The sequence below is a fragment of the Pseudomonas sp. FW305-70 genome, from assembly GCF_058783925.1.
This window is the reverse complement of the sequence record NZ_JBYSYZ010000011.1, coordinates 8,881-20,374: the sequence shown is the minus strand read 5'-3', so window position 1 is coordinate 20,374 and position 11,494 is coordinate 8,881. Positions and strand designations below refer to the sequence as shown.

The window sequence follows — 11,494 nt, the reverse complement described above, 5'->3', positions numbered from 1 at the left end:
GCGATGGACGTAAACGATAACGCGTTCTGTCTGAATAAACGCGTTGCGCTGGCGTTCATCGCGAGCGAGCTCGCTCCTACACGGATCCGGGGTGTTGTTGAGGGGGAGGTCAGGCCTTGAGATGGCGCAAGCTGAGCTCCATCCGCGCGATGCCTTCTTCGAGCAGCGAGCGTGGGCAGCCGAAATTCAGGCGTACGAACTGCTTGCAGTCATCGCCGAAGTCCAGGCCGGCGCTCAAGCCGACCCTGGCCTGTTCCAGGAAAAACTGCTGCGGGTCGTCCAGCCCCAGTGCCGTGCAGTCAAGCCACGCCAGGTAGGTGCTTTGCGGCAGGTTCATGGTGATGCCCGGCAGGCGGGTGCGTACCGCTTCGGCGAGGAAATCGCGGTTGCCTTGCAGGTAGACCTTCAGTTCGGCCAGCCATGGCGCAGCTTCGCTGTAGGCGACCCGGGTGGCTTCCATGCCCAGCGGGTTGACGCTGTCGACCATGCCGCAACGGGCGTGGTTGACCTTCTCGCGCAGGTGGCGGTCCTGGATGATCATGAACGAGGTCTTCAGGCCGGCGATGTTGTAGGCCTTGCTCGCCGACATCAGCGTGATGGTGCGCTGGGCGACTTGCGGGCTCAGCGTGGCCATCGGAATGTGCTGGCGGCCGTCGAAGCACAACTCGGCGTGGATCTCGTCGGAAATGATCCAGGCATCATGCTCGAGGCAAATGTCGGCAATGGCTTGCAGCTCGGCGCGGGGGAAGGCTTTGCCCAGCGGGTTATGCGGGTTGCTCAGCAGCAGGGCGCCGCCGCCTTGCAGCGACTGGCTCAGGGTCTCCAGCGGCGTGCTGTAGGTGCCATCGGCTTGCGCATCGAAATTCAGTTCGACCTTGTTCAGGCCCCAATGTCCGGGGGCGTGGCGCAGCGGCGGGTAGTTCGGCACCTGCACAACGACGTTCTGTGGCGCCTGCACCAGGGCCTTCAACGCCATGTTGAAGCCCGACTCGACGCCCGGCAGGAAAATCAGCTCCTGGGGCTCGACACGCCAGGCGTATTTGTTCCAGAGGTCGGCCACGATAGCCTCGCGCAGGTCATTCTGGGCCACGCTGTAACCGACCATCGGGTGTTCCAGTCGTTTTTGCAGGGCCTGGATGATCACCGGCGGCGCGGCGAAATCCATGTCGGCGACCCACATCGGCAACACGTCCGCCGGGTAGCGGCTCCACTTGGTACTGCCGGTATTGTGGCGGTCGAACACCTGATCAAAATCGAAAGTCATGCGCAAATCTCGTAAAGGCCGGTTAATCATGCCCGCCATGATAAGCGCCAATGCCCTGCAGGAGCGAGCTTGCTCGCGATGACTGACACCACACCCCCTGTGGGAGCGGGCTTGCCCGCGAAGGGGCCGGCAGATCCAGCATGAGTGTTGGTTGACACTACGCCTTCGCGGGCAAGCCCGCTCCCACAGGTTTTGTGCCAATAGCCGGGAGCGCCGACTAACGCCCGACGGTCGGGTTTCATCGCAGATTCGACAGCATTGACTAAAGTTCAACTGTCGGCAGCCAGACTGCCGCTACCGTGGTTGTTCGAAAAAGCCCGGCCATGTACCGGGTTCCACCTGATCAGGAGTGCACGATGGATCTCAGCCGTCGTCAGTTCTTCAAGGTCGCCGGTATCGGCCTTGCAGGCTCTAGCCTGGGTGCGTTGGGCATGGCCCCGACGCTTGCCTTTGCCGAACAGGTGCGTCATTTCAAGCTCGCCCACACCCATGAAACCCGCAACACCTGCCCGTATTGCTCGGTCGGTTGCGGCTTGATCATGTACAGCCAGGGCGATGCGGCAAAGAATGTCGCGCAAAACATCATCCACATCGAAGGTGACGCCGACCACCCGGTCAACCGCGGCACCCTGTGCCCCAAAGGCGCGGGCCTGCTGGATTTCATTCACAGTCCCGGCCGCCTGCAATACCCGCAGGTGCGCAAGCCCGGCAGCACCGAGTGGACGCGCATCTCCTGGGATGAAGCCCTCGATCGCGTCGCCGACCTGATGAAGGCCGACCGCGACGCCAACTTCATCGAGAAGAACGAGCAGGGTCAAACGGTGAACCGCTGGCTGACCACCGGTTTCCTTGCGGCATCGGCGGCGTCCAATGAAGCGGGCTACATCACCCACAAGGTGGTGCGCAGCCTCGGCATGCTGGGGTTCGATAACCAGGCGCGTGTCTGACACGGCCCGACGGTGGCAAGTCTTGCCCCGACGTACGGCCGTGGTGCCATGACCAATACCTGGACCGATATCGCCAACGCGAATCTGGTTCTGGTGATGGGCGGCAACGCAGCAGAAGCGCACCCGTGCGGCTTCAAATGGGTGACCGAAGCCAAGGCGCACAACAAGGCGCGGCTGATCGTGGTCGATCCGCGTTTTACCCGCACCGCCTCGGTGGCCGACTATTACGCGCCGATCCGTACCGGCACCGACATCGCCTTCATGGGCGGGCTGATCAACTACCTGCTGACCGAGGACAAGATCCAGCACGAATACGTGCGCAACTACACCGACGTGTCGTTCATCGTCAAAGCCGGCTATGGCTTCGAGGACGGGATTTTCAGCGGCTACGACGCGGCCAAGCGTCTCTACACCGACAAGTCCGGTTGGGGCTATGAGCTCGGTGAAGACGGTTTTGCCAAGGTCGACCCGACCCTGCAGGACCCGCGCTGCGTCTATCAGTTGATGAAGCAGCATTACAGCCGTTACACCAAGGAACTGGCGAGCCAGATCTGCGGCATGCCGGTCGATGCCATGCAGAAAATCTGGGAGGAAATCGCCACTTGCTCGCAACCGGGCAAGACCATGACCATCCTCTATGCGCTGGGCTGGACCCAGCACTCGGTTGGCGCGCAGATGATCCGCAGCGCGGCGATGGTGCAACTGCTGCTGGGCAACGTCGGCATGCCGGGCGGCGGCGTGAACGCCTTGCGCGGGCACTCCAACATCCAGGGGCTGACCGACCTGGGGCTGTTGTCCAACTCACTGCCGGGCTACCTCACGCTACCTGGTGATGCCGAACAGGATTACAACGCCTACATCGTCAAGCGCACCCAGAAGCCGTTGCGGCCGGGGCAACTGTCCTACTGGCAGAACTACAGCAAGTTCCACGTCAGCCTGATGAAGTCCTGGTACGGCGCCAACGCCACCGCCGAGAACAACTGGGCTTACGAGTACTTGCCGAAACTGGACATCCCCCAATACGACATCCTCAAGGTGTTCGACCTGATGGGGCAAGGCAAGGTAAACGGCTACATGTGCCAAGGCTTCAACCCTATCGCCGCGCTCCCCGATAAAAACCGCGTGATGGCGGCTCTGGCCAAGTTGAAATGGCTGGTGGTGATGGACCCACTGGCCACTGAGACTTCCGAGTTCTGGCAAAAGGTCGGGCCGTACAACGACGTGAACAGCGCCGACATCCAGACCGAAGTGATCCGCCTGCCCACCACCTGTTTTGCCGAGGAAGACGGTTCGCTGGTCAACAGCAGCCGCTGGCTGCAATGGCACTGGAAAGGCGCCGACGGCCCTGGCGAAGCACGCACCGACGTGCGGATCATGAGCGAATTGTTCCTGCGTCTGCGCCAGCGTTATCAGGCCAATGGCGGCGCGTATCCCGACCCGCTGCTCAAGTTGACGTGGCCGTACAAGATCGCCGACGAACCTTCGCCGGAGGAGCTGGCCAAGGAAATCAACGGCTCGGCGACGACCGACTTCACCGACGCCACCGGCGCGGCGATCAAGGCCAACGCGCAACTGGCCGGTTTCGGCCAGCTCAAGGATGACGGCAGTACGGCCTCCGGTTGCTGGATTTTCTGTGGCAGCTGGACCGAACTGGGCAACCAGATGGCCCGCCGCGACAATAACGATCCGTATGGCATGCACCAGCATCAAGGCTGGGCCTGGGCCTGGCCGGCCAACCGGCGGATTCTCTACAACCGCGCCTCGGCGGACCTGCAAGGCAAGCCGTGGGATCCGAAAAAACGCCTGGTGTGGTGGAACGGCAAAGCCTGGGCCGGCACTGATGTGCCGGACTACAAGGCCGACGTGCCGCCGGAAGCGGGGATGAATCCGTTCATCATGAACCCCGAAGGCGTGGCGCGATTCTTCGCCGTCGACAAGATGAACGAGGGTCCGTTTCCCGAGCACTACGAGCCGTTCGAGACCCCGATCGGCATCAACCCGCTGCACCCGCAAAACAAGAAAGCCACCAGCAACCCGGCAGCGCGGATCTTCGATTCGGTGTGGGACTCCCTCGGCGTGGCCAAGGATTACCCGTACGCCGCCACCAGTTACCGGCTGACCGAGCATTTCCACTTCTGGAGCAAGCATTGCAAGCTCAACGCGATTACCCAACCGGAGCAGTTCGTCGAGATCGGTGAAGTGCTGGCCAAGGAAAAAGGCATAGTCGCAGGCGATAAGGTACGGGTCAGCAGCAAGCGTGGCTTCATCGAAGCGGTGGCGGTGGTGACCAAGCGGATTCGTCCGCTGCAGGTCAACAATCAGGTGGTGCACCAGATCGGCATTCCGCTGCACTGGGGCTTCACCGGGCTCACGCGGCACGGTTACCTGACCAACACCCTGGTGCCGTTCCTCGGCGACGGCAACACACAGACCCCGGAATCCAAGTCATTCCTGGTCAACGTGGAGAAAGTCTAAATGGCCAGCCAAGACATCATTGCCCGCTCGGCCACCACTACACCCGCGCCCTCGGTGCGCGGCATGGAGGAAGTCGCCAAGCTGATCGATACCACCAAATGCATTGGCTGCAAGGCCTGCCAGGTTGCCTGCTCGGAATGGAACGAGCTGCGCGATGAGGTCGGCCACAACCACGGCACCTATGACAACCCGCAGGACCTCACTGCACAAACCTGGACGCTGATGCGCTTCACCGAGCACGAGACCGACGCCGGCAACCTGGAATGGCTGATCCGCAAGGACGGCTGCATGCACTGCGCCGAGCCCGGTTGCCTGGCGGCATGCCCCAGCCCCGGGGCGATCATCAAGCACGCCAACGGCATCGTCGATTTCGATCAGGACCACTGCATCGGTTGTGGCTACTGCATCACCGGGTGTCCGTTCAACATTCCACGGATCTCGCAAAAGGATCACAAGGCCTACAAGTGCACCCTGTGCTCGGACCGGGTGGCGGTCGGACTGGAACCGGCCTGTGTGAAAACCTGCCCGACGGGCGCCATCGTGTTCGGTTCCAAGGACGACATGAAGGAGCACGCAGCCGAACGCATCGTCGATCTGAAAAGCCGCGGCTTTGAAAACGCCGGCCTGTACGACCCCGAAGGCGTCGGCGGCACCCACGTGATGTACGTGCTGCACCATGCCGATACGCCAAGGTTGTACGCCGGCTTGCCCGATCACCCGGCGATCAGCCCGTTGGTAGGGCTGTGGAAAGGCATCAGCAAACCCCTGGCGCTGCTGGCCATGGGCGCGGCGGTGCTGGCCGGGTTCTTCCACTACGTGCGGGTCGGCCCGCAAATCGTCGAAGAGGATGAACATCCCGAGCCGCCGGACAACGCCGTGCACGAAGTCGATCCGTCGGTGCATACCTTCGATCCCCGTGGGGAGGGCAGGCCATGAGCGACAAGACGATCCTGCGCTACACCAGCAACCAGCGCACCAATCACTGGCTGGTGGCGATTCTGTTCCTCATGGCGGGGCTGTCCGGTCTGGCACTGTTCCACCCGGCATTGTTCTGGCTGAGCAACCTGTTCGGCGGCGGGCCATGGACACGCATCCTGCACCCGTTCATGGGAGTGCTGATGTTCCTGTTGTTCCTTGGCCTGGTGTTTCGCTTCTGGCGTGCCAACTACTTCATCGCCAACGATCGCCTGTGGCTCAGGCGCATCGACCGGGTGATGAAAAATGAAGAGGAGGGTGTCCCGCCCATCGGCAAATACAACCCCGGGCAGAAGCTGCTGTTCTGGACTTTACTGCTGTGCATGCTGGTGCTGTTGTTCAGCGGGCTGGTGATCTGGCGTGCCTATTTCAGTGAGTATTTCGGCATCACCGCGATACGCTGGGCGATGTTGCTGCATGCGCTGGCCGGTTTCGTGCTGATCCTGAGCATCATCGTGCACATCTACGCCGGCATCTGGATCAAGGGCTCGGTCAGCGCCATGGTGCACGGCCGGGTCAGCCGCGCCTGGGCCAGGAAGCACCACGAACTCTGGTATCGCCAAGTGATTCAAGATGAGACCCGCGACGAAGCGCCTACGCGACCGATCACCAAAAAGGGCTGACCTTTGCCAACCATCCTCGAACCTGGAGAAATCGAAGCGGCGGCCAGTTCGCCGCCGTTTCTGTACCTGCCACCGCCCAACCTGTTCAGCCTGCGCGCCCAGCGTCTGGAAACCCTGGCCGAAGGGCACCCGCTGGCCGATTACCTGCGCCTGATTGCCGGGTTGTGCCGGGTCCAGCAACAGGTGCTGGACGATCCGCCGCTTGGCGAGCCTCTGGACCGGCAACGCATCGAATTGTGCCAGCAGCACGGCTTGCCGCCCTTTGCGGCCGACAGCCTGGCGCGCGAAGACGACTGGCAGCTTTACCTCGATGCGTTGTTGCAACGCTATGGCGCACCGCCACAATCCGCCGTGGCCGATGCCGTGGACACCTTGCGCCTGGCCGGTGCCGGGCAACGCCGCGCCTGGGCGGTGGCACTGCTCAGCGGTCAGTATTCGCTGGTACCGGCGGCGCTGGTGCCGTTTCTCGGTGCGGCGCTGCAAACCGCCTGGAGCCACTGGCTGTTGAGTACGCCGAACCTGGCACTGACCCCCGGCGACAGCCTCAGCCAGTGCCCGGCCTGCGGCTCGCCGGCCATGGCAGGGGTCATCCGCCATCGCGGCAAGCACAACGGCTTGCGTTATCTGGTCTGTTCGCTGTGCGCCTGCGAGTGGCACGTGGTGCGGGTCAAGTGCGTGTATTGCGAGCAGAGCAAGGGCCTGGAGTACCTCAGCCTTGAAGATGATCGCCATGCCGCCAACCAGGCGCCGTTGCGCGCCGAAGTCTGTCCCGGTTGCAACAGCTATCTGAAGTTGCTCTACCTGGAAAACGATGCGGATGCCGAAGCGTTATCGGCCGACCTGTCCAGCCTGATGCTCGACATGCGCCTGGCCCAGGACGGTTATCAGCGCCTGGCGCCGAATCTGCTGCTGGCGCCGGGAGACGAATAAACGCAGCGTCTACACTCTGGCGCGAGGGTCATTCGTTTTCAGGAGTGCCAGATGTCTGCACGCGGTGCCAGCCAACCCCTGCGTCTACCTTCCATCGACAGTCTGTTGCGTCACCCGGCGTGCCGGCCGCTGGCCGAGCGCCATGGACGCGACGCCTTGCTGGGTGCCTTGCGGCTGTTGCTGGATGAGTTGCGCGAAGGGGCACGGCAGGGTTTGCTCGAACCTGAAGAAGTCAGCGCCGAGGTGTTGGCAGGCCGGGTCGGTGAGCGATTGGCGATCCAACATCGCAGCCATGTGCGGCGGGTGTTCAACCTCACCGGCACGGTGCTGCACACCAACCTCGGGCGGGCGTTGTTGCCCGAAGAGGCGATCGAGGCGGTGCAAATGGCCGCGCGTTATCCGCTCAACCTTGAGTTCGACCTGCGCAGCGGCAAGCGCGGCGATCGCGACGACCTGATCGAAGGCTTGATCCGCGAACTGACCGGCGCCGAAGCGGTGACCGTGGTCAACAACAATGCCGCCGCGGTGCTGCTGACCCTCAACAGCCTGGGGGCACGCAAGGAAGGGATTATTTCCCGGGGCGAACTGATTGAAATCGGCGGCGCCTTCCGCATTCCCGACATCATGGCCCGCGCCGGGGTGAAGCTGGTCGAGGTGGGCACCACCAACCGCACCCATGCCCGCGACTACGAGGCCGCCATCGGCCCGCGCAGCGGTTTGATCATGCGGGTGCACGCGAGCAACTACAGCATTCAAGGCTTCACCACCAGCGTGCCGACCGCTGAACTGGCGCAACTGGCCCACCGGCACGGCTTGCCACTGCTCGAGGACCTCGGCAGCGGCAGCCTGCTGGACTTGACCCGCTGGGGGCTGCCCGCCGAGCCGACGGTGCGTCAGGCGCTGCTGGATGGCGCGGACATTGTCACCTTCAGTGGCGACAAACTGCTCGGCGGCCCGCAAGCCGGGCTGATTGTCGGCCGCAAGGACCTGATCGCCAGGATCAAGAAAAACCCGCTCAAGCGTGCGCTGCGGGTCGACAAAATGACCTTGGCCGCCCTGGAAGCGGTGCTGGGTCTATACCGAAACCCGGACCGACTGGCCGAGCGTCTGCCAAGCCTGCGCCTGTTGACCCGACCACAGGCCGATATCATCGCCCAGGCTGAGCGCTTGCAACCGGCGCTGGCCCACGTGCTGGGCGACGGCTGGAGCGTCAGTGCCATGCCGTCACTGGGCATGATCGGCAGCGGCAGCCAACCGGTGGCGCGGCTGGCCAGCGCGGCGCTGTGTATTCGCCCACTCACGTCGAAGCGTTTGCGCGGGCGATCCTTGCTGAATCTGGAGGAGGCCTTTCGCGCCTTGCCGATTGCAGTGCTCGGGCGCATTGACGATGACGCCCTGTGGCTGGACCTGCGGCAACTGGACGACGAACCGGCCTGGCTGACGCAGCTCGATCAATTGCACATGGAGGGCCGGGCAGGGTGATTGTCGGCACCGCAGGACACATCGACCATGGCAAGACGGCGCTGCTCCAGGCGCTGACGGGGCAGGCGGGCGACCGGCGCCGGGAAGAGCGTGAGCGCGGCATGACCATCGACCTCGGCTACCTGTATGCCGCGCTGGAGCCGGAGGCGCCACTGACCGGTTTCATCGACGTTCCCGGCCATGAGCGCTTCACCCACAACATGCTGGCCGGGGCACAGGGCATCGATCTGGTGTTGCTGGTGGTGGCCGCCGATGACGGGGTGATGCCGCAGACCCGCGAGCACCTGGCGATTGTCGAGTTGCTCGGCATCCCGCGGGCGCTGGTGGCGATCAGCAAGTGCGATCGGGTCGACAGCGCCAGGGTGCAGGACGTGCGTGAGCAGATCCGTACCTTGCTGGCGCCCGGACCCTATGCCGATGCACCGCTGATTGCACTGTCGAGCGTGACCGGCGAGGGCATCGAAACCTTGCGCAAGGCGTTGCTCGATGCCCAGCGTGAAGTGTCGCAACGCAACACCGAAGGTGGTTTTCGCCTGGCGATCGACCGGGCCTTCAGCGTGGCCGGGGCCGGTATCGTGGTGACCGGCATGGCGCTGTCCGGCCAGGTCGCGGTGGGCGATACCTTGCTGTTGGGGCCACAAGGCAAACCGGTGCGCATTCGCGGCCTGCACGCACAAAACCAGGCCGCCGAACACGCCTGTGCCGGCCAGCGCGTGGCGCTGAACCTGAGTGCCGAACGGCTGGCGCTGGAGCACATCCACCGCGGTCACTGGTTGCTCGCCGACGGCTTGTACGCGCCCACCCAACGCCTGGACATCGACATGCAGTTGCTTGCCGGCGAATCCCGGGCCTTCGAACACTTTCAACCAGTGCACGTGCACCTCGGCACCCAGGACGTCACCGGCAGAGTCGCCTTGCTTGAAGGCGCCAGCCTGGCGCCCGGTGGGCGGATGTTTGCCCAACTGCTGCTCAATGCGCCGGTGCACGCGGTGAAAGGCGATCGGCTGATCCTGCGCGACCAGAGTGCCCAACGTACCTTGGGTGGCGGTCGGGTACTCGATCCGTTTGCACCCACCCGGCAACGGCGCAGCCCCGAACGCTTGGCGCAGCTGGTGGCACTGGCGAGCAGCACGAAGCTGGAGGATGTTTTACCGGCATTGTTGGCCCACAGCGACACCGGGCTCGATCCGCAGCGACTGGAGCGGCAGTTCAACCGACCGCGCAGCCGTTGGGTGTTGCCCGCTGACGTGCGCTTGATCGACACCCGCCAGGGCGCGTTGCTGTTCAGTGCCAGCCGCTGGCAGGCCTTGAAGGCCGCCGTGCTGGAGCACCTCGCACGCTTTCATCAACTGGAACCGGACCAGATGGGGCCGGACCGCGATCGCTTGCGCCGATTTGCCGGCGGCACTCAAGGGCGCGGGACATTCATCAGCCTGCTCGATGAGTTGCTGGCCAGCGGCGACATCGCCAGCAGTGGCCCGTGGTTGCATCTGCCCGGGCACCAGGTGCGCTTGAGCGAAGAGGACGAAGCCCTGTGGTTGCAGTTGCAACCGCTGTTCGAACAGTCCGCATTCGACCCGCCGTGGGTGCGCGACCTGGGGCATGAGGAAGCGGCCGTGCGCGGGCTGCTGCGCAAAATGGCGCGCCTGGGCCTGATGCATCAAGTGGTGCGCGACCTGTTTTACACCGACAGCATGATTCGCCGATTGGCGGCTATGCTGTTGCAACTGGCGGACGCCAACCCGGTGATTCAGGTGGCGGCGTTTCGTGATGCGGTGGGCCTGGGGCGCAAGCGCAGTATCCAGATACTGGAATACTTCGACCGCATCGGCCTGACCCGGCGATTTGGCGATCGTCGCCTGGTTCGCCCGGACAATGCGTTGGCCCAGCGCAATGAGCCCTGATTCAGGGGCAGGATTTCAAGGAAGGCAATCGCGCCCGGTGGCGCGGCCGGGCTTCAAACCCGGTTGGGGACGGCATCCGTTCCCGGGCAGGTTCGACTCCGGCTGCCTTCCGCCAAACAACCCCAGGCTTGCTGACTCTGTAGGAGTGAGCTTGCTCGCGATGGCGGTTGGTCGAAGCAATACATTCGTCCAGTTCTTACATGGGGTGCGAAATGGAGAGTTAGAGATTGCGCTGCGCTTCCATCCGATCATGAAGGACCCTGATGATCGCAATTCCGTACGCCGTGATTCGAAAATAGATCATGTGCCGCTCTACACTGCAGCGCCGGTAGCCAGGACGGATAGTGTCGCAGGCCGGCGCTTTTTTTGGGTGCTCGGCCAATTGCGCAAATGCTGAGGTAAGGATGTCAATGTAGCGATTGGCCTGGTCCAGGCCCCACTGGCGAGCGGTATAACTCCAGATTGCCTCAAGGTCGCCCTCTGCGGCAGGCGTTAGACGATATTCAGCCATGCGCGGCTAACATTCTCTGTTTGAATGCAACTGGATCGAATGGGCGGGGTTTTCCGCTGGATTCACCTTCCCGAAGGGCGGCACGAATCGTTTCGAGTTCAGCGCTGCGCTCCTGTTCACGACGGATCAGATCGCGAATATATTCGCTGTCGTTGGTGTAATGGCCCGCTTCTATCTGCGCTTTGATCCAGTTGTCTTGCTGGTCAGTCACGGTGATGGTTTTTCGTACGGTTCCCATGATCGGGCCCTCCACGAGATGGTCGACTGTGTGAAATTTATCATACTATTGGTGCGGTATCGAGCAGGTCTACTGTAGGAGCGAGCTTGCTCGCGATGGTCGTTAACGATAACGCTTGTTTTCTGGGTAAGCGCGGCGCTCTCGA

The 11,494-nt window shown here is 63.0% G+C and carries 9 protein-coding genes and 1 tRNA gene; 7 read left to right on the top strand and 3 right to left on the bottom strand.

The genetic code is table 11. The features are described from left to right. Positions 1 to 109: 109 nt before the first annotated feature. A complete protein-coding gene (locus AC3WN7_RS10855; protein WP_102675733.1) occupies positions 110 to 1,264 on the bottom strand; it encodes a MalY/PatB family protein in 1,155 nt (384 codons plus the stop codon). Positions 1,265 to 1,620: 356 nt separating this feature from the next. On the opposite strand from AC3WN7_RS10855, the gene fdnG reads away from it, so the two are divergent. The 7 genes from fdnG (at position 1,621) to AC3WN7_RS10820 (ending at position 10,715) form a co-directional block, all read left to right on the top strand. Next, positions 1,621 to 4,686 carry a formate dehydrogenase-N subunit alpha gene (fdnG, locus tag AC3WN7_RS10850; RefSeq protein ID WP_141249782.1) on the top strand — a complete coding sequence of 1,022 codons (3,066 nt, stop codon included), beginning with the start codon at positions 1,621 to 1,623 and terminating at the stop codon, positions 4,684 to 4,686. Beyond that, on the top strand, positions 4,687 to 5,622 hold the full coding sequence (fdxH, locus tag AC3WN7_RS10845) for a formate dehydrogenase subunit beta (protein WP_102675732.1): 936 nt from the start codon (positions 4,687 to 4,689) through the stop codon (positions 5,620 to 5,622). Next, positions 5,619 to 6,284, top strand: coding sequence for a formate dehydrogenase subunit gamma (locus AC3WN7_RS10840; protein ID WP_102675731.1), 666 nt, complete (start codon positions 5,619 to 5,621; stop codon positions 6,282 to 6,284). The genes fdxH and AC3WN7_RS10840 overlap by 4 nt, the downstream gene beginning before the upstream one ends. A gap of 3 nt (positions 6,285 to 6,287) precedes the next feature. Beyond that, on the top strand, positions 6,288 to 7,214 hold the full coding sequence (fdhE, locus tag AC3WN7_RS10835; RefSeq protein WP_102675730.1) for a formate dehydrogenase accessory protein FdhE: 927 nt from the start codon (positions 6,288 to 6,290) through the stop codon (positions 7,212 to 7,214). A gap of 51 nt (positions 7,215 to 7,265) precedes the next feature. Further along, positions 7,266 to 8,696: an L-seryl-tRNA(Sec) selenium transferase gene (selA, locus tag AC3WN7_RS10830; RefSeq protein ID WP_102675729.1), complete on the top strand. Its 1,431-nt coding sequence runs from the start codon at positions 7,266 to 7,268 to the stop codon at positions 8,694 to 8,696. Next, complete coding sequence (gene selB / locus AC3WN7_RS10825; protein ID WP_102675728.1) at positions 8,693 to 10,600, top strand: selenocysteine-specific translation elongation factor; 1,908 nt, start codon at positions 8,693 to 8,695, stop codon at positions 10,598 to 10,600. Before selA ends, selB begins: the two co-directional genes overlap by 4 nt. Before the next feature lie 19 nt (positions 10,601 to 10,619). Then, a tRNA-Sec gene (locus AC3WN7_RS10820) sits at positions 10,620 to 10,715 on the top strand. A gap of 105 nt (positions 10,716 to 10,820) precedes the next feature. Here AC3WN7_RS10820 and AC3WN7_RS10815 read toward each other — a convergent pair. Together AC3WN7_RS10815 and AC3WN7_RS10810 are read right to left on the bottom strand one after the other, a co-directional pair. After that, positions 10,821 to 11,111 (bottom strand): type II toxin-antitoxin system RelE/ParE family toxin, encoded by a 291-nt coding sequence (locus AC3WN7_RS10815; protein WP_007980938.1) that lies wholly within the window; start codon positions 11,109 to 11,111, stop codon positions 10,821 to 10,823. Then, on the bottom strand, positions 11,104 to 11,349 hold the full coding sequence (locus AC3WN7_RS10810) for a type II toxin-antitoxin system ParD family antitoxin (RefSeq protein WP_015095071.1): 246 nt from the start codon (positions 11,347 to 11,349) through the stop codon (positions 11,104 to 11,106). Before AC3WN7_RS10810 ends, AC3WN7_RS10815 begins: the two co-directional genes overlap by 8 nt. Positions 11,350 to 11,494 lie beyond the last annotated feature (145 nt).

What these genes read in the sequence shown, in the direction of transcription:
- AC3WN7_RS10855 (WP_102675733.1), bottom strand. Translation starts at nt 1,264, where the DNA reads ATGACTTTCGATTTTGATCAGGTGTTCGACCGCCACAATACCGGCAGT.
- AC3WN7_RS10840 (WP_102675731.1), top strand. Translation starts at nt 5,619, where the DNA reads ATGAGCGACAAGACGATCCTGCGCTACACCAGCAACCAGCGCACCAAT.
- fdxH (WP_102675732.1), top strand. Translation starts at nt 4,687, where the DNA reads ATGGCCAGCCAAGACATCATTGCCCGCTCGGCCACCACTACACCCGCG.
- selA (WP_102675729.1), top strand. Translation starts at nt 7,266, where the DNA reads ATGTCTGCACGCGGTGCCAGCCAACCCCTGCGTCTACCTTCCATCGAC.
- AC3WN7_RS10815 (WP_007980938.1), bottom strand. Translation starts at nt 11,111, where the DNA reads ATGGCTGAATATCGTCTAACGCCTGCCGCAGAGGGCGACCTTGAGGCA.
- AC3WN7_RS10810 (WP_015095071.1), bottom strand. Translation starts at nt 11,349, where the DNA reads ATGGGAACCGTACGAAAAACCATCACCGTGACTGACCAGCAAGACAAC.